This is a genomic window from Metaclostridioides mangenotii, from assembly GCF_017873185.1.
Lineage (GTDB): Bacteria > Bacillota > Clostridia > Peptostreptococcales > Peptostreptococcaceae > Metaclostridioides > Metaclostridioides mangenotii.
Map to the genome: position 1 here is coordinate 1,150,166 of NZ_JAGGJX010000001.1, position 25,950 is coordinate 1,176,115.

22 protein-coding genes and 1 other annotated feature are annotated in these 25,950 nt (G+C 32.0%); of the genes, 3 read left to right on the forward strand and 19 right to left on the reverse strand.

From position 1 onward, the window contains the following. The first annotated feature begins 23 nt into the window (after positions 1 to 23). Positions 24 to 2,003, forward strand: coding sequence for an RCC1 domain-containing protein (locus tag J2Z43_RS05610; protein WP_209456224.1), 1,980 nt, complete (start codon positions 24 to 26; stop codon positions 2,001 to 2,003). A gap of 231 nt (positions 2,004 to 2,234) precedes the next feature. Here J2Z43_RS05610 and ileS read toward each other — a convergent pair whose 3' ends face one another. The 17 genes from ileS to J2Z43_RS05690 all read right to left on the reverse strand — a co-directional run bounded on the left by ileS (position 2,235) and on the right by J2Z43_RS05690 (position 23,036). Beyond that, entirely contained in the window at positions 2,235 to 5,345 is a 3,111-nt protein-coding gene (ileS, locus tag J2Z43_RS05615; RefSeq protein ID WP_209456225.1) for an isoleucine--tRNA ligase, read from the reverse strand. A 74-nt stretch (positions 5,346 to 5,419) separates the two neighbouring features. Continuing rightward, positions 5,420 to 5,637 (reverse strand) — a binding site (T-box leader). Between the two features lie 90 nt (positions 5,638 to 5,727). Next, a complete protein-coding gene (locus J2Z43_RS05620) occupies positions 5,728 to 6,336 on the reverse strand; it encodes a DivIVA domain-containing protein (RefSeq protein WP_209456226.1) in 609 nt (202 codons plus the stop codon). Positions 6,337 to 6,366: 30 nt separating this feature from the next. Then, on the reverse strand, positions 6,367 to 7,152 hold the full coding sequence (locus tag J2Z43_RS05625; protein WP_209456227.1) for a YlmH family RNA-binding protein: 786 nt from the start codon (positions 7,150 to 7,152) through the stop codon (positions 6,367 to 6,369). A 6-nt stretch (positions 7,153 to 7,158) separates the two neighbouring features. Next, the gene (locus J2Z43_RS05630) at positions 7,159 to 7,431 is read right to left on the reverse strand and encodes a YggT family protein (RefSeq protein ID WP_024621871.1); all 273 of its coding nucleotides are present in this window, start codon (positions 7,429 to 7,431) and stop codon (positions 7,159 to 7,161) included. 17 nt (positions 7,432 to 7,448) lie between these two features. Further along, a complete protein-coding gene (locus tag J2Z43_RS05635) occupies positions 7,449 to 7,907 on the reverse strand; it encodes a cell division protein SepF (RefSeq protein ID WP_024621870.1) in 459 nt (152 codons plus the stop codon). 54 nt (positions 7,908 to 7,961) lie between these two features. Next, positions 7,962 to 8,669 carry a YggS family pyridoxal phosphate-dependent enzyme gene (locus J2Z43_RS05640; protein ID WP_209456228.1) on the reverse strand — a complete coding sequence of 236 codons (708 nt, stop codon included), beginning with the start codon at positions 8,667 to 8,669 and terminating at the stop codon, positions 7,962 to 7,964. A gap of 8 nt (positions 8,670 to 8,677) precedes the next feature. Continuing rightward, entirely contained in the window at positions 8,678 to 9,313 is a 636-nt protein-coding gene (locus tag J2Z43_RS05645) for an HlyD family efflux transporter periplasmic adaptor subunit (protein ID WP_209456229.1), read from the reverse strand. A 444-nt stretch (positions 9,314 to 9,757) separates the two neighbouring features. Continuing rightward, entirely contained in the window at positions 9,758 to 11,050 is a 1,293-nt protein-coding gene (gene brnQ, locus J2Z43_RS05650; protein ID WP_209456230.1) for a branched-chain amino acid transport system II carrier protein, read from the reverse strand. Between the two features lie 27 nt (positions 11,051 to 11,077). Next, positions 11,078 to 12,154: a butyrate kinase gene (buk, locus tag J2Z43_RS05655; RefSeq protein ID WP_209456231.1), complete on the reverse strand. Its 1,077-nt coding sequence runs from the start codon at positions 12,152 to 12,154 to the stop codon at positions 11,078 to 11,080. 224 nt (positions 12,155 to 12,378) lie between these two features. Then, on the reverse strand, positions 12,379 to 12,954 hold the full coding sequence (locus J2Z43_RS05660) for an indolepyruvate oxidoreductase subunit beta (RefSeq protein ID WP_209456232.1): 576 nt from the start codon (positions 12,952 to 12,954) through the stop codon (positions 12,379 to 12,381). Between the two features lies 1 nt (position 12,955). Beyond that, positions 12,956 to 14,740 (reverse strand): indolepyruvate ferredoxin oxidoreductase subunit alpha, encoded by a 1,785-nt coding sequence (gene iorA, locus J2Z43_RS05665; RefSeq protein ID WP_209456233.1) that lies wholly within the window; start codon positions 14,738 to 14,740, stop codon positions 12,956 to 12,958. 30 nt (positions 14,741 to 14,770) lie between these two features. Continuing rightward, positions 14,771 to 16,030, reverse strand: coding sequence for a pyridoxal phosphate-dependent aminotransferase (locus J2Z43_RS05670; RefSeq protein WP_209456234.1), 1,260 nt, complete (start codon positions 16,028 to 16,030; stop codon positions 14,771 to 14,773). A gap of 286 nt (positions 16,031 to 16,316) precedes the next feature. Further along, positions 16,317 to 17,417 (reverse strand): sigma-54 interaction domain-containing protein, encoded by a 1,101-nt coding sequence (locus J2Z43_RS14740; RefSeq protein WP_327786931.1) that lies wholly within the window; start codon positions 17,415 to 17,417, stop codon positions 16,317 to 16,319. Further along, positions 17,408 to 17,785 carry a PrpR N-terminal domain-containing protein gene (locus J2Z43_RS14745; protein WP_234925976.1) on the reverse strand — a complete coding sequence of 126 codons (378 nt, stop codon included), beginning with the start codon at positions 17,783 to 17,785 and terminating at the stop codon, positions 17,408 to 17,410. Before J2Z43_RS14745 ends, J2Z43_RS14740 begins: the two co-directional genes overlap by 10 nt. 343 nt (positions 17,786 to 18,128) lie before the next feature. Further along, positions 18,129 to 19,604, reverse strand: a complete 1,476-nt coding sequence (gene spoIVA, locus J2Z43_RS05680) for a stage IV sporulation protein A (protein ID WP_209456235.1) — start codon at positions 19,602 to 19,604, stop codon at positions 18,129 to 18,131. 412 nt (positions 19,605 to 20,016) lie between these two features. After that, on the reverse strand, positions 20,017 to 21,555 hold the full coding sequence (locus tag J2Z43_RS05685) for a M4 family metallopeptidase (protein WP_209456236.1): 1,539 nt from the start codon (positions 21,553 to 21,555) through the stop codon (positions 20,017 to 20,019). A 713-nt stretch (positions 21,556 to 22,268) separates the two neighbouring features. After that, entirely contained in the window at positions 22,269 to 23,036 is a 768-nt protein-coding gene (locus tag J2Z43_RS05690; protein ID WP_209456237.1) for a glucose 1-dehydrogenase, read from the reverse strand. Positions 23,037 to 23,327: 291 nt separating this feature from the next. Here J2Z43_RS05690 and J2Z43_RS05695 point away from each other — a divergent pair, with 291 nt between their 5' ends. Both J2Z43_RS05695 and J2Z43_RS05700 read left to right on the forward strand, forming a co-directional pair. After that, positions 23,328 to 23,513: a hypothetical protein gene (locus J2Z43_RS05695; protein WP_027701494.1), complete on the forward strand. Its 186-nt coding sequence runs from the start codon at positions 23,328 to 23,330 to the stop codon at positions 23,511 to 23,513. Positions 23,514 to 23,610: 97 nt separating this feature from the next. Beyond that, positions 23,611 to 24,051, forward strand: a complete 441-nt coding sequence (locus J2Z43_RS05700; protein ID WP_209456238.1) for a hypothetical protein — start codon at positions 23,611 to 23,613, stop codon at positions 24,049 to 24,051. Positions 24,052 to 24,251: 200 nt separating this feature from the next. Here J2Z43_RS05700 and J2Z43_RS05705 read toward each other — a convergent pair whose 3' ends face one another. Beyond that, the gene (locus J2Z43_RS05705; RefSeq protein WP_209456239.1) at positions 24,252 to 25,262 is read right to left on the reverse strand and encodes an NAD(P)H-dependent glycerol-3-phosphate dehydrogenase; all 1,011 of its coding nucleotides are present in this window, start codon (positions 25,260 to 25,262) and stop codon (positions 24,252 to 24,254) included. Between the two features lie 57 nt (positions 25,263 to 25,319). Beyond that, the gene (gene plsY / locus J2Z43_RS05710; RefSeq protein ID WP_209456240.1) at positions 25,320 to 25,937 is read right to left on the reverse strand and encodes a glycerol-3-phosphate 1-O-acyltransferase PlsY; all 618 of its coding nucleotides are present in this window, start codon (positions 25,935 to 25,937) and stop codon (positions 25,320 to 25,322) included. Between the last annotated feature and the right edge of the window lie 13 nt (positions 25,938 to 25,950).

The window sequence follows — 25,950 nt, forward strand, 5'->3', positions numbered from 1 at the left end:
AACTAAAAAAGTGAGGGAATAATATGTTGAGGTCTAGGTACGAAATAGTTAAAAATATTAACAAAGAGTTTTCATATAAAGACTGGGGTATCAAAGTAACAAATGGGACTATATATTTCGATAAGTATAGAGATAAACTAATTTTACAACTAAATGTTCAAAATATTTCAAGCAAAAATATAAAAGAAGTAAATTTAAATATTCGCTGTATTGATGAATCTGGAAGAACATTACCTGAAGAAGTAAAATATTCATATAGTTTTATCAATATAAAACCTGGAAATTCATTTGGTGAGGACGACTCTATTCCTCTTAAAAGTAAAAAAGTGAAAAATATTGAAATATCTCTGGAAAAAATAGAGTTTGATGATTTAAGCTTCATTAAGTATTCAAATAATAAAGCAATAGAATTTGATACCTACTCTAATACATGGAATGAGACTAATACAGAAAAAATTGGCGATTTAAATTTTTCACTAAATCAACCAAATAAATATGCAGATTCTAATGTTGAAAACAACGCTTCTGTTAATACTTATAACGCTAAAAATAAGTCTACAAATACTAAAAAAAAATACAACAATCAAATTAAAACTGAGCATATTGAATCTAAAGACAATTATGATCCATATAAACAAAACAATATGAAAAACAAATCTAAAAACCTAAGTAAAGATCAACAGGATGCACAAAAAGTTTTGGCATCAGAAAAAAGAAAAACAGACAAAATAAGAAAATCTGGCTTGAGCACTAAAGAAAAAATCAAACTTGCAAAAAATAAATACAAAATACCTAGGAAAAGCGATAATCCTCAAAGTGACAAAGAAACTAGCTCTAATGATAATCAAAAAAAGTTTAGTGCTCTAGGAATTGTAATTGCTATTATTTTCTTCTTGATATCTATATTTGATTTTGGTTCTGGATCTGGTTCTGAAGACAGTTTAACTACACATGAAGATTACTATTACAGTATGGATAGTATGGTTGAATCCTTAAATTCTGATTACAATGATGTTAAGCAGATAGTTACTTCTAAGTATGATTTTACAAACTCTGATTCATATTTAACTCAGGTTGTATACATGCTTAAGAATGATGGGACTGTCGTATATACAATTTCTGATGAAAACGATGAGTATGTTTTCAATGATATTTTAGATTGGAATAATATTAAATCTATATCATCAAAGTCATCTCATATAGTTGGTCTTACAAATGACGGTACTGCTGTAGCATCTGGATACAACAATTACTCTGAATGCGATCTCTACGACTGGAATAACTTAGTTGATGTTAAGGCTGGAGATGGTAATACAATCGGTTTAAAAAGCGATGGTACGGTTTTAATGGCTGGTAGACTTCTCGATGAAGATAATTATGTAAATTACCACTACAATAAAAAAGATTGGGTCGATATATCAAGCATATATACCCTAGCAGACTCTGTTTTTGGGCTAAAGAAGGATGGAACAGTTGTATCAGCTGGTGAAAATTTTGATTATATTGATGTGTCAGGGTGGACCGATATAGAGAAACTCTACACTGATAGCGACTACGGTATCATAGGTCTTAAAAAAGATAAAACGTTGGTATCACAAGGGCATGATATATACAATGAAAATAGTATCTCTGATTGGAGCGATATTGCAGATGTTTATTCAACAGAGACATCAATAGTAGCTACCAAATCAGATGGAACGGTATTAATAAAAGGTTTCACTCTTCCTTATGATGATGATATAGATATTTGGTCTGATATAAAAAAAACGGCAACTGGAAAAATTGACCCTGAATATGCTTCAGATAATGTAATGGGATACCAATATGTAATTGGAGTTAAACAAGATGGTTCAGTTTCAACAGCTTCATATTTAGAAGATAAATCGCTATTTTCAGATTTAGAAAATTGGCATAATATTACAGATATTTATTTACTGGATGGTTGTGTTGTCGGATTAAATTCAGAGGGAAATGTATTTGCACAAAATCTTATGATATATTAATAAGATATAAACTAATTAAAATGTAAAAAGTCGGGAAACTTAATATTTCCCGACTTTTTATATTTGCTTTTTTCGCTTCTCGATTTTTACCTTTCGGCCTTTACCACAAAGATATTGAACTAACAAAAGTCATCGACTTGTTGAATTAGCGACAATCAATTTCGTGCCGATAAAATTCCCTTGGATTGAACTCAACAATCGATGGCTTTTGTGGCAATTAATTTGTGTAAACTACTTTTTAGTAACCTTTATTCCAGTCATATGGTCATTAAGATTTTGCTTCTCAAGTGACTCATCTTCTACTCTATTTAATTCTAAAGCAAGAGTTTCTGACTTGATGTAATCTTCAAAGTTTTCAACAGCTTTTGCTATCTCCTCATCAGCACAGTAGTCAACAGTTATGTTGTCAAGAACCTCAAAGTCATTTGATTTTCTTAATTGCTGTACCTTAGATACAAACTCTCTTGCAAATCCTTCGTTCTTCAACTCATCTGTTATCTTAGTATCTAATATAACGAATAAGTTATTTTCAAGAACTACATTGAATCCTTCTTTTGCAGTTATGTTAGTAAGAACTGCTTCTTTTCCGAATTCAAAATCTTCACCATCTAGGTTTGCTGTTAACGTCTCGCCATTGTCAAGTTTTGATACAACTTCATGTCCGTCAAGCCCGTTTAATACCTTAGTGAAAGCACCTATTCTACTTCCAAGTACTGGACCAACTTCCTTAAAGTTCGGCTTTAAGCTAAAGTTCATAAACTCTCCAAGATCTTTTTCGAATACTACTTCTTTAACATTAAGCTCTTCTTCTATAAGCTCAACTAAATCGCCTATTAAAGTTTCGTATTTTCCATCAACTAGTACTTTTTGAAGTGGTTGACGAACTTTTATTCTTTCAGATTCTCTTGAAGCTCTACCAAGTGTAACAAGATCTTTTGCTAAATCCATTTTTTCTTCTAGTTTAGCATCTAATAGACTTTCATCAGCTTTTGGGTAGCTTGATAGATGAACTGATTCTTCTCCAGTTAAGTTTCTGTATAGCTCTTCTGACATAAATGGTGCAAAAGGAGCTATCATTTTACTTATTCCTGTTAACAACTCGTAAGTTGTGTTGTAAACAGCTTTTTTATCTGCTGTAAGCTCAGTAGCCCAGAATCTTCTTCTAGATCTTCTGATATACCAGTTAGATAAATCATCGTTTATAAAGTCTAACATCATTCTCAGTACTTTATTTAATTCAAATATATCTAGATCTTTTTCTACTTGCTTTAATAAGTTGTTGAACTTAGATAGAATCCATCTGTCTAACTCTGGTCTATCTTTGTATTCAACGAAGAATTCACTAGGATCTACTTCATCCATATTTGCATATAGAGTGAAGAAATTGTACACATTCTTCATTGTTCCTGTAAATTTACTTTGGATCTCTTTTAATCCTTCTTTATCGAATTTAGTTGGTGTCCATGGTGGAGATACATAAAGTAAGTAAAATCTTACAGCATCTGCTCCGTACTCTTCAAATAACTGCATTGGATCAACTGTATTTCCTCTAGACTTACTCATCTTCTTACCATCTTTGTCTAGCACTAGATCAGGAACAAGAACTCTCTTGTAAGGTGCTTTACCCATCACAAATGTAGATATAGCTATAAGTGAGTAGAACCAACCTCTAGTTTGATCTATTCCTTCAGATATAAAGTCTGCTGGGAATAATTCTTCAAATCTTTCTTTATTTTCAAATGGGTAGTGATGTTGTGCAAAAGGCATTGAACCACTATCAAACCAACAGTCTATTACGTCAGATACTCTAGTCATTGATCCCCCACACTTATCACATTTTAAATGTATATCATCTACATATGGTCTGTGAAGTTCTATAGTCTTTGGATCTACTTCTTCTATAGCTTTTTGAGCAAGTTCAGCTCTTGATCCAACTGATTCTATATGTCCACAATCACATCTCCAGATTGGGAATGGAGTTCCCCAATATCTACTTCTAGATATCGCCCAGTCATTAAGATTTTCTAACCAGTTACCAAATCTCTTTTCTCCAACGAAAGCTGGGTACCACTCTACTGTATTGTTGTTTTCTATTAATTGATCTTTAAGTTTTGTCATCTCTATATACCAGCTTGGTTTAGCGTAGTATAGTAGTGGAGTTTGACATCTCCAACAGTGTGGATAGTTGTGTTCAACTTTCTCTTTACTGTGTAGTTTGTTTTCTTTAGCTAGCCATTTGATTATTTCAACGTCTAGCCCTTCCTCCATTACGAATTTACCTTCCCATGGAGTTGTTGTAAATTTACCTGTTTCATCAACTGGTTGTAAAATTGGCAACCCGTACTTTCTACCTATATTGTAGTCATCTTCACCAAAAGCTGGAGCTGTATGAACTATACCAGTACCATCTTCTGTTGTAACGTAGTCGCCTAATGTTACAAAGAAAGCTTTCTTATCTGCTTCTACAAAAGGCATTAATTGTTCGTACTCGATATACTCTAAATCTTTTCCTTTTAATGTCTCTAAAACTTCGTAATCTTCACCTAATACTTTATCCGCTAAAGCTTTAGCAACATAGTATACCTCTTCACCTTTTTTAGCTTTTATATAGTCAACATCTGGATTAACTGTTAAAGCTACATTTGATGGAAGTGTCCAAGGAGTTGTCGTCCATGCTAAGAAGTACTCGTTGTCAGCACCTTTTCTTTTAAACTTAGCTACTAAAGTATTATTTTTTATTTCTTTATACCCTTGAGCTACCTCATGAGATGCAAGACCTGTTCCACATCTTGGGCAGTAAGGAAGTATTTTGTGTCCTTCGTAGATATAACCTTCCTTATTGAATTTATCAAGTATCCACCATACTGATTCTATATAGTCATTGTCAAGTGTTATATAAGGATCGTCTAAATCAACTTCATAAGCCATTCTATCAGTCATTTTTCTCCATTGCTTTTCAAAAGAGAAAACCGATTCTCTACATTTTTTGTTGAATTCAGCTATACCGTACTCTTCTATTTGTTGTTTACTAGTTAATCCCAATTGCTTCTCAACTTGAATCTCAACTGGTAAACCGTGAGTATCCCATCCAGCTTTTCTCTTTACTTGGTAACCACTCATTGTTTTGTATCTACACATTGAGTCTTTTAAAGTTCTAGATAGCACGTGGTGAACACCAGGATTTCCATTTGCAGTTGGCGGTCCTTCGTAAAATACATAACTTGGATCATTTTCACCTTTTTCTATAGTTTTATCAAGTAACTTTATGTTTTGCCAATAGTCAAATACATTCTCTTCAGCTTGACTTACTGTTCCGTCAAATAGTTGCTTAAATTTTGCCATATATATCACCCTTTCTAATGGTTTTCTAATTTTAATAATTTTGGGAACTAAAAAAACTCGTCGCCTTATAAAATATAAGGGACGAGTTGTGATCGCGTTACCACCCTAATTCTAGACAATAGTCTAGCACTCTGGTATCTTTAACGGAATTACCCGGCACAGCTTAGTAGAAATTTATCGTTCAGCCTGCAACTTAGGAGTGATATTCAACTTTATTAAACTTATTGGCTCTCAGCTAATCCAATTCTCTGTAAAATCTCTTAAAGTTTACTGTCTCCATCTTAGTCATTATTATCTATTAATGTGTATATTACGAAATTATATATCAAATTGTTTGAATAGTCAATACATTTTTTAAAATTCAAAAATTATCAGGCAATTACTACAGTGTAGTAGCTGCTTCATCGTCTATATTTTTTGATTTTTTAAGCTTTATATCAACAGATAGAGGATCTGTATTTGATATTTTTTCAAGATCTTTTAAACTAGTATTTTCATACTTATAAACTGCAGTTCCCTCAAAAACATTTCCACAATTATCATCTACATCGTAAAAAATTTCGTCTATACTTCTAGTTTCATCATCAAGAAGAGATTTGAATTTATTTCTAAAAATTTTAAATTCTTTTACTAGAGAGTCGTACTCTTTTCTTATTTCAACGACACGATTATTGGCTTGCTCTATAATCTGTCTAGATTTTAGATCCGCTTCTTCAACAATTATCTTAGCTTTCTTGTTTGCTGCACTGCAAGTATCTTCGGCAGTACTTTGAGCAGTTATTAAAGTTGCCTTTAAAGTCTCCTCAATATTTTCGTATTTGTTTATTTGATCTCTAAACAGATCAACTTTTTCTTTTAAGTTTCTGTTTTCATTAGTAAGTTGTTCATAATCTTCTTTTACAATATCTAAAAATTCATCAACGTCTTCTTCTCTATAGCCTCTAAGTCCTTTTTTGAACTCTTTGTTCTCTATTTCCATTGGAGTTAACATCGATTTTCCTCCCTGCTACAATAATTATTACTAAACAAGTAACCTCGCTTTTAATTTGAGGCGCCCCTTTTTTGTTAGTTCACCTATATCTTCTATCTCAACCCTGCCTTTTCCTCTAACAGAAATCAAATCTCCGCTTTTTATTGACTTCGATTTAGAGGAAATGCTCTCAAAGTTTACATGAACTTTATTTGCACTTATATATTTTAGACTGTCCTGCCTAGATATATCATACACCGCACTTATAACACAGTCCAGCCTATCCGCTTGAACAGTCATACTCTTTTCTTTATATTTATGGTCAGACATGATAAGATCATCCCTTGAAATCTCCGTTACCTTTACAGTATTTCTAGAGACTTTTTCTAAATTCATGATCACAAAATCACAAATATCCTTGTCGACTACCACCTGACAAAATTCATCATGTATAATTATATCCCCTATTTTTTCTCTTTTGATACCTAGATTTAAAATTGCACCCAAATAATCCTTATGCGAAATACTCTTAAATTTAAAGTTACCTTCTACTTGTAAAAATCTAATTCCTGCTTCTACATCGTCACTTTCCATATAGTAGGGATAGATTGATACTACGCTTCTCTCGGCTTCATTGAATCCGCCATCAATACCGTATTTTATATCAGTATACGAATTTAAAATCGAAGTGGCATTTGTTACTTCAAATGGGTTCATAAATTCAGTAAACCTTACATCGTAGTTTTTCATACAGCCGTTTGCCTTATCAATAACTTTAAACATTTTGTTTTTTAAATCTATATCTCTTATATGATTAGTTAATGTTAGTTTGTCCATAGCTTTTTAACTAAAAATAGATATTATTATTCTTTCTATAGCAATCAACACTAATATCGCAATCATAGGAGAAAAATCTATAGGCCCATTTGTGTATCTATACATTAAAGATCTTATTGGATTTTCTATCGGGTAAGTCAAAGTATCTAAAAAATCGTAGATTTTACTTTGTCTTCCACCCGGAAACCAAGTCATTAAGCTTTTAATAACTATAGCCCAAGTCAAGACTTGCAATAGCTTTAATAAGATATTTAAGATAGTAAACTGTAAACTTCCCATGTTTCAACCACCTTTTATTATTTATTTTGCCAAGGGAAAAACGCTTTGCTCTCTAACTCTTTTTTCATATTAGCGTCTATATCTACGTTGTTTGGAGCTAATATAAATATAGATTTAGAAACCTTTTGTATACTTCCATCTAATACATATACAGCTCCGTTCATAAAGTTAAATATAGATTTACGAACTTCTGTACTCGCTAAACCTTCAAGGTTAACTATAACAGCCCTTCTTTGTTTTAAATGATCAGCTATTGTAGCAGCATCATCGTAAACTTTTGGTTCAACAATTACAACCTTCATTTGATTTGCTGTATGTAGATTAACTATTTTGCTTCCCTTAGAAGCGTTAAATGCGTTGTTTAAATCCTCTTCCCCAAGAACAGATTCTACGCTTTCTTCGTATTCTTCTTCTACGAACTCTTCATCTTCCTCAACTATCCAATTTTTAAATTTTGATATTATTCCGTCTCCCACTGTTACGACCTCCTTAGTTAATATAATTCATATTTTTACCTATTTTATACTATTTTACTTATTTATACTATAATCTCTTTTTCCAAATATCGAAGTTCCTACTCTTACAATAGTAGCTCCTTCTTCAATAGCTATTTTATAGTCATGACTCATCCCCATAGACAAAACATCCATATCGACATTTGGTATATTCAGATCTTTTATCTCGTTTGATAGTTCTTTAAGACCTTTAAATACGCTCCTTACTTCAATTTCATCTTCAGTAAATGGCGCCATGGTCATCATGCCTTCAATTTTGATATTTTTAAAGTTATTTGAAACTTCCTTTACAAAATCTACCACATCTTCTACATATATACCGTGTTTGGATTCTTCTTTAGAAATATTAACCTGAACTAAGCATTTGATAGTCCTGTCTACTTTTTCAGCCTGCTTTTGAATTTCTTTAGCTAGAGAAATCCTGTCCAAAGAATGTATCATATGCACTTTATCGATTATATACTTAACTTTATTTGTCTGTAAAGAACCTATTAGATGCCACTTTACTTTGTCACCTATAATGTCGTACTTTCTAACTAGCTCTTGCGGTTTATTTTCACCAACTTCTGTAACCCCATTTGCCATAGCTTCTTGTATAGCATCGGTTTCAACAGTTTTTGTAACGGCTAACAGAGTAACTCCATTTTCAGACCTATCTGCTTTATTGGCAGCTTCTTTAATAGACTTTCTAATTTCAAACAAATTATCTTTAATAGACTCCATTTTACCACCTACTTTATTCTTATATTTGTGTTTATGCTATTAGGTTTTAAAATGATCCTATTGTGCAAACTTACTGTATCTATCTTTTCTTTTTCGTTTTTATAGTAGTCTACGTAAACGTAATCTTCATCATCATGAATAATATTCTCTAGATATTTAAATTTTGCACGATGGTATTCTTCCTCTACAACAAACACACCTTGCTTATTATTTTTAATTTCAACTGAAGTCTTAGGTATTCTAAAACAGTCTATATGCTTATATATTATATCAAATTCTTGCTCTCTTGTACTGTAATTTACAACATTTTCGTCATTTATTTTTAATCTAAGCAAGTTTTTTCCACTATTATGATAAATTTTGTATACAATTGCATCAATATCGACCTCATTATACTTTATTTCTACTCTTTGACCTTCTTCATACGTCTTTACACTATTGTCATCTAGATACGTCGTTAAAAAAGTTTTTTCGCTGTTTAAATCTTTTTCTATCATTCCTCTAACGGTGTTTTTCAAATCGTATTCTTTAGCTTCAACTGTCAAAAGATCCACATTTTTACCGATCAAAGCTATTACTGCATTAAAAAATAAGTATAAAATTAACCCTAAAATTAAAAGCTTAGATTTGTTGATTTTTCTCAATGTCTCTCCCCCTATTAAGAGCATACTTTTAAGTATTCAAACCATAGATTGTAGTCACTATAAGCCATCTCTAGAAATTATCTATCACTTCCAAGAATAATTGACATTGACCTTTGTAAAATAAATACTTCTTCTTACATAAATAGTTCTTCTTTTTAATATATTTTCCTTTGAGAAATAATTTACTAATTCCTCCTTTATTTGACCTATATTAACTCTATATCTATCTATATTTCCTCAATCCCTTTTATTCGCGTTTATATAGCATAAAAAACTTACTCTATGTCAATCAATTTATTATTTTATTTGTATAAAAAATTATTAATGGTTTAACAGTGCTGTCTCATTGTTATTATTTAATGTAATAGGCAACAAAAAAAGCCCCTTACCGGGGCTATTATTATAGATTTGACAGTACTATGTTTTTTATTTCTAGTTAATCGATTAGGCACCTGCCTTAGTTTTATTTGAGTTGCTATTAATAAATGCTCCGATTATCCCAAATATCAACGCTGGCACTACCCAGTTGAAGCCTAGTCCAGTAAGAGGAAGCTTATTAACGAATCCGAAGTTTCCTGTCAAGCTGAATATTACATTTAGTGAACTCGTCACTAACGTAGCATATGCTGCACCTTTAAAGGCATTGTCGTTTTTAATATAATCTCCAGCAAGTGTCATTAAAACTAGTACAAGAAGCACTGGATAAACTAATTGCAGTATTGGAACTGAGAATTGAATAATAAAATCAACGCCTAGATTTGCTATAACTGTACTCGCTACACATATACCTATAACATATTGTTCGTATGTGAATTTAGTTATGCCTGCAAAGTAATTTGATATAGCAGAAGTAAGACCTATTGATGTAGTTAAACAAGCTAGAGCAACTATAACCCCTAATATAACCTTACCAGTATATCCAAAGATCAAATTGGTGATTTCGACTAACAAAGATGCCTGAGGAACGTCTGTACCAAACATTGTAGATACTGTTGATCCTAAGAATGCAAGACCCCCGTATACAAGTCCTAAGAAGACACATGCAACAATACCCGATTTAATAGTCATACTTATCTTTTCTTTCTCATCAGTGTAACCTTTATGGGCTAGAGACAGTAGCATAATCGTCGCCATAGATGCAGCCCCTAAAGCGTCCATTGTTTGATATCCCTGTTTAAATCCTTCTGCAAATAGATTTGTTTCTATCAATTGCCCAGGATTTGGATCTGCTATTGGAGATATGATTCCCTTAATTATTAGTATAAACAACACTAATAACAATGCAGGAGTTAAGAATTTCCCTATTATATCTATAACTTTAGATCCCTTAATTGTAAGAACTAGTGTCAGTGCAAAGAATATAGCTGAAGCAAGTATCCTAACTAGACTTCCGTAATCGCCTATTATAGGCATTACACCCATTTCATAAGTAGTAGCAGCTGTTCTAGGTATAACTAGAAGTGCAAGACACGATAGAGCTACAATACTGATTATTCTCGCTAAGGTTTTACCCGATCTAGATAAAATATCATCTAGACTTCCAGAACACTTAGCAGATGCGATTATAACTAAAAGTGCAATACCTGCATCGGCAAGGACAAAGGCTACTATTGCTATTAGCCAACTCTGACCTGATACTAGACCTAAATATGGTGGAAACAGTAGGTTACCTGCGCCAAAAAACATTGAAAAAAGTGCAAATCCAACGATTATGATATCTTTCATCTGTTTGCTCATGTTTCTTCCCCCAATCCTTTAAAAAGGTTAATTTTTATTTTCTTTAAAATCCCAATAAGATTCTTCTTTTCTTAAAACTCTTAGTACTCCATAAGCAAGCGATTCAAGTTCATTCTCACCAGGCATAACTTCGACATGAGATATAAACTTAACCTTTTTCTCAAGCTGAGATGTGAACTTTTCAGAATAAGCTATTCCACCCGTAACTATTATAGCGTCGACGTTGCCATCAACCACTGTAGCCATTTCTCCTATACCCTTGGCTATTTGATATATCATTGCATTGTATATTAATTTGGCTTTTTCATCGCCGTCTTCTATCATCTTTTCTACATCTCTTACATCAGCAGTATTTAAATGCGATACAATACCACCTTTTCCCCTGATCAAGCTAAGAATCTCATGTTGACTGTACTCACCAGTAAAACACAATTTCACTAATTTAGTCCCAGGAACTCTACCAGATCTCTGAGGTGAAAACGGACCTTCATCATCTGACAACATATCTACCATTCTTCCCTTTTCATGTAGGTATATAGTCGCTCCACCACCTATATGGGCTACAATTAAATTTAAGTCTTTGTAATCTTTGCCTGAATGTTTGGCGTACTTTAAAGCCATTGCTCTTGTATTTAGTGCATGTCCTGTACTCGATCTCTCAATAGATGATATACCTGTAACTCTAGCGATATCCTCCATCTCATCCACAGCTACAGAATCGTATATGTAAGCATCTATATTTAGAGGTTTTGCTATTGAACTAGCTATAACAGCACCTAGGTTTGAAGCATGTTCTAAAGCTGGTCTATTTTCTAAATAATCTAACATCGCTTCATTTACTTTATAAGCCCCTGATTTTACAGGAGGAAGTGCTCCACCTCTTCCAACTACAGCACTTAAAGTATTTATATTAATATTGTTTTCCTCAAGAGATTTTAAAACAGAATCTTTTCTCATCTCAAATTGATCGAATACTTTTTCAAATTTATCTACTTCTTCAGAAGAATACTCTATTGAGCTCGACATCTTCAAAATATCATTATCGTAAACAGCTATTTTTGTAGATGTTGATCCTGGGTTTATGGCTAAAATCCTATATGACATATTTCTACTCCCTTTCAGTATTAATTAAGATATTCTAATTCAAATATATTTATTTATGATATATTTGAATTAGAATTTATCTCTAGATTTTTTTATAATTCTGTACACTTTTTATTATTTAAAGCTGCATATTATTTTTATTATATAATCTTGTATATTCTTTTCATTACTTTATGCTAAATATATTTTTAATAAAATGCTGTATATACTTTATATTTATTTTATTACTTAACAGCTAATTCCTTACCTAAATTGAAGGCCTCTATATTAATATCTATAAATTTTTCTTTTACATTTTCTCTAATAATTTTTTCCCAATTAATATCTTCCAACTTCATTATTTTTACCAGACTTCCTAAAAGAATTATATTCATTACTTTAGAGTTACCTAGTTTCACAGCTTTTTCTCCAGCATCTATAACTGCAGCATTTAGTCTCTTTAACTCTTCATCGATATCTTTTTCAAAGTACTCTGCAGCTCCTGTCAAAACTGGTATCGAATTTATCCTAAAGTTATTTGAAATTATATGCCCATCTGGCTTTAGATACTCAACCCATCTAAGAGTTTCCATCTTTTCAAAAGAAACTAGGATATCTGCCCCTCCAACCTCTATAACTGGTGAGAAAACCTCTTTACCATATCTAACTTGAGAAGAAACTGATCCTCCTCTCTGGCTCATACCATGAATTTCACTCATTTTCACATCGTATCCAGCTTCTAATAGACCTGTAGTTAAAAGCTTACTTGCAAGGATAGTTCCTTGACCACCAACACCTACCAAAAGTATACTCTTAGTCATATTAATTCTCCTCCTTAACTATTGCGTCTTTTGGACAAACTTGTGCACAGACATTACATCCAACACACTGTTCTCTATCTATATTTGATTTTTTCTTTTCGTGATCAAATACTACCGCTGGACAACCTGTCTTAGTGCACATCTTACATCCTATGCAAAGATCGTGGTCTACTCTATTTTTAGTAGTGAACAAAGGTTTAAACTCCTCTTTATCTTCTTCAGAGAATTTTTTAAGAGCGCAAGGCCATCTAGTAATTATTACTGAAGGTTCATCTAGTGCTAATGCCCAGTCTAGTGTTTCATTTACTTCTTTTAGTATATTTGGATCTATAACTCTTATATGTTTGACACCGCAAGCTCTCACCATCGCTTCTATATCAACTTCTGTAGTTGGATCTCCTTGAAGAGTATATCCTGTTCCTGGATTATCTTGATGGCCAGTCATTCCAGTTATTCTATTATCCAGAATTACAGATATTGTGTTTCCTTTATTGTAAACTACATCTAAAAGTGAATTGATTCCTGTGTGGAAGAATGTAGAATCACCTAAAACTCCTACGACTCTCTTCTTATTGTCTTTGTTCATATTAAATACTTTTTGAGCCCCATGTCCTGCACTCAAACTTCCACCCATACATATAATCCAGTCAAGTGAATTATAAGGACCTGCAAATCCTAGAGAATAACATCCTATATCTCCTGAAACAACTACATTCTTTCTCTTTCCTAGAGCATAGAAGAAACCTCTATGTGGACATCCTGCACAGAAACTTGGAGGTCTTGGAACAACTAAATCTTTCTTATAATCTATAGTCTCATTTGACTCCCCGTATAAAGATTTTCTTATAACATCTGGAGTCATTTCGCCATAAGGAGGGAATACATCCTTACCTATGCAATCGATTCCATTTGCCCTTAATTGTTCTTCTATAAACGGATCATTTTCTTCTATTACAAAAACTTTATCTACTTTGTTGGCAAATTCCTTAAGTTTTTCTATAGGCATAGGATTAGTAAATCCTAACTTCATATATGAAACGCTGTCCCCAAATACTTCTTTCGCGAAATTATAGCACATTCCCGAAGTTACAACACCTATTTCTGTACTGTTAATCACAGAGAAATTTAAATTCGTTTTATTTGCGAATTCGTAAAGCTTTTTAGATCTCTCCTCTACAATAACTCTTCTTTTTTGAGCAATTGCTGGAACAGTAACAGTTTTTTGAACATCTTTTATGTATTCTTTTATCTCTACTTCTTTTCTATCGTAACAATCCACACCGCTCTTAGAATGAGCAAGTCTTGTAGTTGTTCTAACTAAAACTGGTGTATCAAATTCTTCACTTATTTCATAAGCAACTTTTATCATATCTTTTGCCTCTTGACTATTTGAAGGCTCAATAAGTGGAATTTTAGCAAACTTAGCATAGTTTCTATTGTCCTGTTCATTTTGAGATGAGTACATACCTGGCTCATCTGCCGATAACAATACCATTCCACCATTTACACCTATATACGAATATGTGAATAGAGGATCTGCTGCCACATTAACACCAACGTGCTTCATAGAAGCAAACGTTCTCGCTCCAGCTAGAGAACCTCCTACAGCAGCCTCGAGTGCAACCTTCTCATTCGGTGCCCACTCAGCCACTATATCGTCTTTATATAATGCTATATTCTCTAATATTTCAGTACTTGGAGTACCTGGATAAGCCGAAGCATATCTCACTCCCGCCTCATATACTCCACGAGCTATAGCTTCATTTCCTGTCATTAATTTTTTCATAATAAATTCCTCCATCACCTTATAAATTAATTACATATTTCCACTTGCTACCATTTCTTCTAGTACGTTCTTTATGATTTTTGGTGAAGCTTTACATTTATCCTCTGCTACAGAGCAAATAGCAAACCTAACGCCCATTTCCAATGGAACTGCAAATAAATTATGTTTTGCCAATTCATCAACGACTGTCATTGGGTCATCACAAGGAATACTTATAAAGAATCCAACTCTGTAAGGCAGTATTTCAAGCCCTATTTTCTCAGCTTCATCTACAAAAGCCTTAGCTCGAACTTCTAATAACTTTTTGTACTTCTCTTTTTCAGCCTCATACGCAATCATCTTTTCTGGATTGTTAATTATATTCGACAATAATGTCATTGCACTTCTGTTACAGTTTGACCAAGTAGCTCTACAAGTGTGGGTACATGAGTAGTAGAATTCTTCAGCCACTTCTGAATTTGAGCTAATTCCAATTACAGCTCCCATTCTCATTCCATACGCTGTAAATCCTTTCGACATACTGTATGCTACAATTGTAAAGATATTGTCTGGCAAATCTGAAAACTTCTTAAAGAAACCTCTACTTTGTTTATCATCACCTGCATAATCAATATATGCTACATCTACTAAAAATATTATCTTCTTGTTATCATTTTTAGATACTTCTTTAGCAAGCCCTAAAATCTGATCCCACTCATCCTCAGTTACACTATAGCCTGTTGGATTGTGAGCTGGTGTGTTTATGATCGTAAATATTCTGTCTTGTTTCTGAGCTAAATTGAGGAAACTCTCTTTAAATGATGGAAAGTTAAATTCCCCATTTTCATCAAAGAGCTTATAAGTTACGACACCTCTACCACCCTCTTCAGCGATACTAGTATAAGAACCCCAGAACCAGTCTGATGTAAGAACATTATCGCCATAATTAGTATAATTCCAAAGAGCTAGCTTAATCGCTCCACTTCCTCCAGGAGATGCCACTGCTTTTATATATCCATTTGGAGTATAATCTTTAAAACATGCTTTTTTTACTGCTTCAAGATAGTCTGGCTGACCTTCAATAGATGCATATGCGCAAAATTCGGCATTATCAAATGATTTATATTCGTCGTACACAGTTTTAAATGCAACTATTTTTCCATCATCTTCAACAATCGAACCGAGTGTAGCGTTGATAACGTTTTCTCTGCCTAACTTTTTTTCTGCTTCCTGTGCTCTTCCCGCTAAACCAAAGATTATATCCTTCTTTCTAGGCCATATTGCATGCTTTGCAGCCATACTTGAATTCATAAAAAATCACTCCTTTGTATAATAGTTTCATAATTTAAATGAGCAATTAGTATGCCATCTATTGCTTTCTCTATTTAAACCTTAAATCTTTAATTAAATTTAGACTTATATCTTATAATAATTAATGGATTATACAATTTTCTGAATCTTCCAATTTATGTGTTAAATAATTATTTTAAATAAAAAAAATAATGTTTAGATAAATGAACAAATGTTAATTTATCTAAACATTATTTGTAAAAAATCGTATAATCATAATTTTAAAGATTACTCAAGCTTTTAATTTTTATACATTTTGATTGTACTTTTTCCAAAGAGACGTTCTACTTATACCTAAAATTTTTGCAATTTCATTTTTAGATAATCCCTGTTCTATCATCATATCTATTATTTTAACTTCAACTGATTTCTGAATTTCCTTAATATCAATATTTAAACTATTTATATCGCCAACATCATATTCAGTCACTTCATTATCGACATTTTCATTTTTAACCACATAAAGAGAGCTACTTTTGTATTTACCTAATTTTATCTTCCCAGTAATTACATATTTTCTAGCAACATTTTTTAATTCTCTCACATTACCTGGCCAGTTGTAGTCATTTAATATTTTTATCTCGTTATCAGTTAAATTGATCCCATTCACTCCATTCAATTTATCCATAGAATTTTCTAGCATAGTCTCATATACAAAATTTCTAAATAAAAGCAATATATCCTTCTTCCTCTCCCTCAGAGGTGGAATATTTAATTCCAAACTGCTCAAACGATAGAATAAATCCGCTCTAAATAAACCCTGTTCAATTTTATCTATTAAATGCTCATTTGTTGCTGCAATAATTCTAATATCTAGAGGAATCAAATGATCTGATCCAATTCTCATTATCTGTCTCTCCTCTATAACTCTAAGTAATTTCGTTTGAATACTTAGAGGAAGAGTATTTATTTCATCTAAAAATAACGTTCCCTTATTCGCCAGCTCAAATATACCGCGTTTTCCACCTTTTCTCGCGCCCGTAAATGCACCTTCTTCATAACCAAAGAGCTCACTTTCCAGTAAACTTTCTGAAATAGCAGAGCAGTTTATTGGAACAAAATTATTCAAACCTCTCTTACTAATATCATGTATACTGTGAGCTATAATTTCTTTCCCCGATCCACTTTCTCCGTAAAGAAGAAGAGTATAATCAGTTTGTCCAACAATTTTAGCTTCTTCTATAAATTCTTTTGTAACCCTATCTTTATATTTAAAATCCTGAAATGTATATCTAGAATTAAGTCCTTCTTTCCCCTGATCGAGAGCAATTACTTTACCATCCGCTGCTTTAAGTATGTTTTTGCTGTAGTTAATAACTTCTCTTATAGATTTTTCACCTACCTCGATAGCTTATTATCTATACCATATTTTTCAGCTAAATCGCATACTTTACTCTCTCCAACTATAACAACTTCATTTTTTCGGTCTAAATACTTCAATAAACTGTTTTCTACTTCAGATTCAAGATCGAAGAAATCCTCCACGATGTCAATGTCTAATAATTCTTTCAACATCTTATAATCATAGTTTGTTTTATTATTATCTTTTATTAATACTACTGTCTTTAAATATTTTTTTGACTTATAAAGTGCCTTTAAAATATCTTCTGTTTTTAAATTTAAATTTATTATAGGCACACCAATCTTTTCAAAAGTTAAGTGATCACCTCCACCTATAACAACAATCACGCCTGCACCCATATCTACAAGTCTCAAGACCTGTCCCTCAAATGTAATTTTATCTAAATCGCCAATTACTACATACCCTTGTTTTACATCACGTTTAAAAATTTCTTCTAATCTTACTCTTGACTCATTGCTACAGACTATTATACCGATCTTACTATTTATAATAATCCCTCCCTAAAATCAATCTCCGATATCCTTATAAACGTTTACTAGGATGATATAAAAAAGATGTCAAGTGAATGTTTAATCTATACATAAACAATAGATTGTATAGATAAAAACAACCTCCCAATTAGTATAATTTTATTTTACACCAATCAGGAGGTTTACACAAAAATTTCAGGTATGCCATTTCTACAACAATCGACAATTAAAGAATTATAGTTATAATATTCGAACTTCCCTCATTAACTATTTTTTGTAGAGTTTTTTGCATTTTGAATCTAATCTCTTCTGGCATTGTATAAAGCTTACTTTGTAACTGCTCTTTAACAAGATCATTTAAAGACTTCCCAAACATATTTGACTCCCATAAATCACTTGGATTTTGCTCAAACACATCAAGTAAATACTTAATCATCTCTTCACCTTGATTTTGATTTCCAACAATAGGAGAAACTTCTGTAGAAATATCTGCCTTAATTATATGAAGAGAAGGCGCATTTGCTTTAAGTTTTATGCCGTATTGTTTACCCTGCTTCATAATCTCAGGCTCTTCAAGAGTAAGCTCATCTAAAGACGGAGCAACAACACCATAACCGCCAATCTTTGCATCTATAAGAGCGCTCTCTATTTTATCATATTCATTTTTAATCTTAGACAATCTGCTTATCAAACTCAATAGTTGATAATCTCCCTCAATCTTAAATCCACTCTTTTCCTCTAGAACATTGTAAAATAAGTCCTGTTTAGTTTCCAAATCTATATTTACAACGCCCTCACCAAGCTTAACATTATCCACCCCTGGGCAATTTAAAAACTCAAGCTCAGAAAATCCATTCATAATATCATTTATATCTCTTATCTTATTTAAATCAGCTATGTTTTGTCTTAGAGAGCATATAATCTCACTCTTAATCCAGTGGTCTTTTTCCAAACCTTCAATCCACTTAGGAAGATTTATTCTAACCTCAGTAATAGGAAAATCATTTAAAACAGCTTCCATAACACCCTCTATTTCCTTATCTTCCATCTCAATTACATTAAGCGGCATAATTGGCACCTCATATTTTTCTTCCAATTCCTTCCTAAGCATATCAGTCTCATCACTATTCGGATTAAGAGTATTTAAAACTACAGCAAATGGCTTATCAAGTTCCTTTAATTCTTTAATAACCCTTTCCTCAGCATTAACGTAGCTATCTCTTTCAATCCCAGTAACAGTACCATCAGTCAACATAACAATACCTATAGTAGAGTGATCTTTGATAACCTTCTTAGTTCCGATTTCAGCAGCTTTTTCAAAACTCATTGCTTCCTGTGACCAAGGAGTAGAAACAAGTCTCTGCTTTCCATCTTCCTCATGACCAAGTGCTCCATCAACTATGTAACCAACACAATCCACCATCCTAACATTAAAGGACATAGTGTCTCTTATCTTTATCTCCACACCATCTGCAGGAATAAACTTAGGTTCAACAGTCATAATGGTTTTACCAGATCCACTTTGAGGAATTTCATCTCTAGTACGCTCTTTTTTAAATTCATTATCAATATTTGGAATAACCAGCTTTTCCATAAACTTTCTGATAAAAGTCGATTTCCCTGTTCTAACAGGACCAACAACACCTATGTAGATATCCCCTTGCGTTCTTTTTGCTATGTCTTCGTATATATTATTATTCATATTATTCCCTCCATGCATTTAATCTTATTAAAGTATATTTGTATGTAGGTTTTAATATTACAGTTTTTTTAGATATTGTGTGGTTGATGTTATCTGAGGTTCAATCACAAATTGCGGACGATGGCAATTCTAATCCATCGGTTTGTAAAATGGAGATTGTAGTACTATGTTATCACTCCTCCAGCTAAATAGAAATTGCTATATGATAAAAAGTATAACTAGATTTCAGTACAACAAAAATAGTTGCTTTATTTCAAAGCAACTATTTTTATCCATCCTTACTTTTTAAAGATATTTTTTTGAACTATTGTATACTGTATACATTCAGGTATGTACAAATATACGAACTACAAATATATTACTATAAGTTTTTCCACTTTTTTTAAATATATTGATTTAATACTCTACTATGTTAATTTACCCCAACTGCACTCCATGCTTGTTTAACAACTGAGGCTTCCTGTGCTCCATAAAGATCTTTTGCTGATTGAATTAAAGCTCGATTAGCTTCCGAGAAATTTGACTGTCTTGTTAAATATTTTGTAAGAGCTCTGTAATAAATTTGTTCTGATTTTTCTTTTCCTAATTTTGTAATAGTATTATATGCAGCTTTATTAGGAATTCCACTATTGATGTGAACTCCACCATAATCAGTATTTATACTGAGATTTAAATAATTTCTCATATGGTCTGGTTGATTATACTTTCTAGGCTCTTTTAAACTTCTCATAGCTGTATTAGGTGCTTTATATAAATCCTCACCCATTGTCCAATCTTCATCGTCTACAAAGTAGCCAAACACATCTGAAAAAGACTCATTTAATGCTCCTGGCTGGAATTCATAAACTAGGTCAGCTGTTGCTGATGTAACTCCATGTGTGATTTCATGTGCTACAACATCATCTGCTGCAGAGAAAGGATATTCAGTTTTTGGATTACCATCGCCATAAATCATTTCTGCACCAGTCCATGCAGCATTACTCCAATTCCCGCCTGTTTCTGGATCAGGTACATTTACATAAGAATATATATCTGCTCCTTTTCCATCGTAACTTTCTCTATTATGTACATCTTTATAGTATTTATAGACATGGTTTGTAAAGTAATGAGCATCTACACCTGCTTTAAATTTATCATCATTAAAAGAATTTAATGCATTAGAAATTATGCTACCTATTATATTATTTTCTTCAAAATATTTAAAGCCTACAGTACCTATAGTACCTTTCTGAGTTTTATCTAATAAATAAAAGTTACCACTCTCCTCTGTCAAGTTTAACGGAGATTTAACCTTTCCATTTGATCCAATCCCAGAGCCTGTTGTTATCGTAGCATTTTCTAAGCGATTTTGTTTACCAACTATTTCACCATTTTCTGTATCTACTTTAATTACCCAATGAGCTGGTTCAGGTAAACTATATATTATTTCCAAACTATAAACTGATCTGTTAGTTTCTTCATCAACAACAATTTTGGCTTCTTTTATAACATCTGTACCTGATAAGTTTTTAACTTCACTGCGTGATTTTTCTATTGACTTAAAAGCTAAATCAATAGCTTTGTTCTTATCTACTATAGTTTTGTTTTCAACCTCAAGTTTACCTTGATCTAGATCTCCATTTACAAAAACAACCTTTCCAGATTCATTTGTATGTATTTTAACTTCCGACTTTTCAGCGAAGTATCCATCAGCTTTTGGCCTTAAAGTATAGTGAGTAAATCCTAGCTCATCTTTTTCTTTTTTAACTAATTCGTATTGATCGGAGTTATTTTTTATACTATATTCACCTGAAACACCTTTTAATACATCCTTTAAATCTTTTTCTGAGTTAATACTATATGTTTTTTGTAAATCTACATTTGTTTGACTATCTGCGTAACTAACTATAGGTGCTAAAAAATTAAAAGTTAAACCTGTTAATGTTAAAATTGCTAAATTTTTTTTAATCATTTAAACTTCATCTCCTTTAAAATTTTAATTACGTTATGTCCGTGATGTCAAATTTGTACTTTAAAAATATTCGTCACATATTTTCACCTCCATATGTTCACAAATATTAATTTAGTTTTAATGTCTTTATTTTAAGGTACTTTTTGTATTGTAAAATTTTATATGGTCAGAGAAAAATATCCTATAATGTAGTTTAAAATTTATAACTAAACTAATACGATTATCGTTTATATTAATTATACAAACGTCAAATTGATATTTCTTACACTTCTAGCTTATAATTTGTTACAGGAATAAAAGATTTATTTTGAATATACAATAATCATGCTATGTTCTCCTATTATAGATGTATTATACTAAACTTCTTCCTCATTAAGTTTAATTTAGCAAAACTGGTCATTTAATAGGCAAAACAGGGCAGTTATATTATTTATTTTAAGTCTTGCTACAATTCTAGAATAAAAATATACACCTAAATAACAATTGTTATATATTATTTGTTGGTAGAATTGAATTTGACTTTTCCAATACGCACTTACTTACTTCTAATGGAAATTAATTCGGGTTTGGTGGATTTTTTTTAAAATAGTGGGATTTAAATAAGAATGCGACTACAGTTACAGCCTTTTTCCCAAGCTGTGGTAGTCGCATTCTCAATTAAATACCGCTATTTAAATTAAATCTATCGAACCCTAATTAATTCACCATTTCCACTATATAGTATTCCAGCCACCATCAACATTCAACAATTGTCCTGTCGTATAACTTGACGCATCAGAAGCAAAGTAAATAAGTGCTCCATTTAACTCACCTGGCTTACCTATTCTTCCCATTGGACTTCTAAATTTAACAAACTCATTAAATGCATCATTCTCCACTGCTCTTTTTGTCATCTCCGACTCAAAGTATGCTGGGCCTATAGCATTAACCGTAATATTATGCTTAGCCCACTCTGATGCTAATGATTTTGTAAGCATCTGAACTGCACCTTTAGTTGCACAGTATGACGATATTGTATTAGTTCCTATAGCTAAGTTACTGTGAATAGAACCTAAGTTTATAATCTTACCGTATTTGTTATCAATCATCACCTTTCCAACTTCTCTTGCCATTAAATAAACACCAGTCAAGTTAGCATCTACTACTGTGTTCCACTCATCAAGTGTTTGCTCTTCTGCTTTTTTTGCATTTGCAACTCCTGCATTATTTACTAATATATCTATTTTTCCATAATAATCTTTAATTTCATTTACTGCATTTATCACTTCTTCTTCATCTGTAATATCACATTTTATAGCTAGACACTTTCTACCAGTTGAAGATATTTCTTTTGACAATTCATCCAATTTTTCTTTTCTTCTAGCAAGTATCGCTACATCTGCCCCTTGCCCAGCAAGTGCTTTTGTAAATTGTATTCCAAGTCCTGACGATGCTCCAGTTATTACAGCTACTTTTCCACTAAGATCAAATAAACTATTCATAATTATTTCTCCTTTTCATTTAATTTTAACTTTTATTTACATACAAGTCTTTATACCCTTAGACAAATATATATAAACCAAATATCTATAAATACATAAATTACAATCCTCACGTCATTATTATAATTATCTTTTCCACGTTTCTTACAGAGTAACCAAATTAATATAATCAGGTCAATAAAATAGTCAAAGTAATAAAAATTGCATAAATAGAAACTAGCTCCTACTATTGATAGGGGCTATATTTTTTCATAAAATTAGTTATAATAAAGTTATAGGAGAAAAATTAATATGATTAGAAAAATTATTTCAGTGTTAGTATTGGCTAATTTTGCTATACTTACGTTAAATGTAATGCAGTATTTATTACCAGATCTATATAGCTACAACCAACTATTTTTTACTCTTTACGGAGTAGTATTCGGACTATTTACCCATCAATATTATAAGTTTATAAATAGGTTTATTAGAAAATAACTGCAAATTTTATTAATATTTATATATTTTATAATCTAAGGTTCAATTAAATATGCTAATTTAGATATTATTTAAATGATCAGAGCGAGGTGAAATTATGAAAGAAAATAACAAACTTGTGAGTATAAGTCTTGAAGAGCTAAAAGAAAAAAACTGCCTCTATATAGAGAGCATTGATAAAGGATTTAATAACCTAAAGCATCATTTTATAGAAGGAAATGATAATGAACTTGAAGAGTTCTTACTACAAAAAATTAATGAAAATGGTATGGGAAATACATATGTAGATTTCTATTATAGCAGATTGAATTCTAAAGAAAGAAATATAGTCAATTCCGCTTTAAGCCAAGATAATATAGATTATATAAATAAATATATGTTAGAAGAAGACGGTATATATTTTCAAATGACTCCTGAGCTTTTTGATATAACGTTTAAATTATCTATTACTGAAATGCTTTTTAGCACCTTTTATTTTAGCAAGTTCCCATGCACTGTATGGAGTAATTATAATAAAAAATTCATTGTATTTAAGTAAATTTTAAATTATAGAATTTTAATTACATAATAAATAAGATTGAGCTAATTTAGTACATTTTTCAATAAATCACCTTCTTTTATAAATAAAAAGGCAAATAGAAGCGACGATCACTTAACTATTTGCCTAATTAACATTTACAATATTTCTATAATCATTATTGTAAATGATGGAGATATTAAATTTTATTATCTATTAATTTATAGATTTATTATCTCTTCCATTTCATGTTTCTTCTGTCTAACCATAAGCTCAATTCCAACTTCTTTTGGATTCTTACCTTGGTCGAGTACTGCAAAAATAGCATTTGTAATCGGTACATCTACTCCAAGTTTTTTGGCTACTTCGTAAGCAACTTCAGTTGCAGTTATTCCTTCAACAACCATTTTTACTTCGTCTAATGTTTCCTTTAGAGTTTTTCCTTGTCCGATTAAAATACCAGCTCTTCTGTTTCTACTGTGCATACTTGTACATGTAACTATAAGGTCTCCTATTCCTGAAAGACCTGCAAATGTAGTCATATTTGCTCCCATAGCTACTCCTAATCTGCTCATTTCACTTATTCCTCTAGTCATAAGTGCTGCTTTGGCATTATCGCCGTAACCTATACCGTCACAGATTCCAGCTCCAAAAGCTATTATATTTTTGAAAGCTCCTCCAAGTTCAACACCTACTATATCAGGGTTAGTATATACTCTAAACGCTTGAGCCATAAATAGATCTTGAACTTTTTCAGCTATTTTTATATCCTCAGATGCTACTACTACTGTAGTTGGAATATCTCTAGCTACTTCTTCGGCATGAGAAGGCCCTGATAAAACAACATATGGATTATTTGGAAGCTCTTCTTTGAAAACTTCTGATAATCTAAGTCCAGTCCCCTTTTCTAATCCCTTCGCTACATCTATAATTATTTGATCTTCATTAATAAAAGGTTTAATAGTTTTGCAAGTACTTCTAAAAGCTTGTGAAGGAACCGCAGATACTATCATATTACATCCCTTTACTGCTTCTTCAATATCTGAAGTTAAATTTAAATTTTCAGGAAATATTATCCCAGGAAGATAAGCTGTATTTTCTCTAGTTTTGTTAATTTCTTCAGCTTGATCCGAATGTCTAGTCCACATACATACTTCATAACCCTTTTTCGCAAGAACTAGAGCTAATGCGCTTCCCCAGCTACCTGCACCTAATACACATACCTTTTCCACATCAAACACCCCTAATTTTAACTATTCTTGTTTAACTGTTATTTTATGTTTATTAAATTATTCTTCTTTTTTTCTTCCAACTTTGTTTTCGTCACCCTTTATAAGTCTTTTTAAGTTGGCTCTATGTGTATACATTACAGATAGAGTTAAAAATAAAGCTACCACAAACCCAGGATTATTCTTACTTATCAACATGAATGGAGCTGAAAATGCTATTCCTACTACCGATCCAAGGGATACGTACTTAGAGACTGCAACTACAACTATAAATATCCCCAGACATGATAGTGCAATAATAGGATTGATAGCTAGCATTGCCCCAAGGGATGTTGCAACACCTTTCCCACCTTTAAATCCTAGAAAAGCCGGCCAATTGTGACCTACAACTACAAATATCACAGCTACGTATCCAGCAATAGTTCTGTCAACACCTATAAAATTACCAATAATCTCTCCAATTAGAACAGATATTGTACCCTTTAATAAATCTCCAATAAAAGTAGCAGCACCCGCTCTTTTTCCCATAGTTCTAAGTACATTTGTAGAACCTGCATTTCCTGAACCTTGTGTCCTTATATCAACTCCTGAAAATTTCTTGGCTATAATATAAGAAGTCGATATATTTCCTAAAAGATATGCAATTACAGCAATTGCAATATATCCAAATGTAACCACTTCTGTACCTCCT

Coding starts and splice junctions, on each gene's coding strand:
- brnQ (WP_209456230.1), bottom strand. CDS start 11,050: ATGAGCAAACAGATGAAAGATATCATAATCGTTGGATTTGCACTTTTT.
- J2Z43_RS05620 (WP_209456226.1), bottom strand. CDS start 6,336: ATGTTAACTCCAATGGAAATAGAGAACAAAGAGTTCAAAAAAGGACTT.
- J2Z43_RS05700 (WP_209456238.1), top strand. CDS start 23,611: ATGAAAGAAAATAACAAACTTGTGAGTATAAGTCTTGAAGAGCTAAAA.
- J2Z43_RS05695 (WP_027701494.1), top strand. CDS start 23,328: ATGATTAGAAAAATTATTTCAGTGTTAGTATTGGCTAATTTTGCTATA.
- ileS (WP_209456225.1), bottom strand. CDS start 5,345: ATGGCAAAATTTAAGCAACTATTTGACGGAACAGTAAGTCAAGCTGAA.
- buk (WP_209456231.1), bottom strand. CDS start 12,154: ATGTCATATAGGATTTTAGCCATAAACCCAGGATCAACATCTACAAAA.
- spoIVA (WP_209456235.1), bottom strand. CDS start 19,604: ATGAATAATAATATATACGAAGACATAGCAAAAAGAACGCAAGGGGAT.
- J2Z43_RS05685 (WP_209456236.1), bottom strand. CDS start 21,555: ATGATTAAAAAAAATTTAGCAATTTTAACATTAACAGGTTTAACTTTT.
- J2Z43_RS05625 (WP_209456227.1), bottom strand. CDS start 7,152: ATGGACAAACTAACATTAACTAATCATATAAGAGATATAGATTTAAAA.
- J2Z43_RS05630 (WP_024621871.1), bottom strand. CDS start 7,431: ATGGGAAGTTTACAGTTTACTATCTTAAATATCTTATTAAAGCTATTG.
- J2Z43_RS05610 (WP_209456224.1), top strand. CDS start 24: ATGTTGAGGTCTAGGTACGAAATAGTTAAAAATATTAACAAAGAGTTT.
- J2Z43_RS05670 (WP_209456234.1), bottom strand. CDS start 16,030: ATGAATTCAAGTATGGCTGCAAAGCATGCAATATGGCCTAGAAAGAAG.
- J2Z43_RS05660 (WP_209456232.1), bottom strand. CDS start 12,954: ATGACTAAGAGTATACTTTTGGTAGGTGTTGGTGGTCAAGGAACTATC.
- J2Z43_RS05640 (WP_209456228.1), bottom strand. CDS start 8,669: ATGGAGTCTATTAAAGATAATTTGTTTGAAATTAGAAAGTCTATTAAA.
- iorA (WP_209456233.1), bottom strand. CDS start 14,740: ATGAAAAAATTAATGACAGGAAATGAAGCTATAGCTCGTGGAGTATAT.
- J2Z43_RS05690 (WP_209456237.1), bottom strand. CDS start 23,036: ATGAATAGTTTATTTGATCTTAGTGGAAAAGTAGCTGTAATAACTGGA.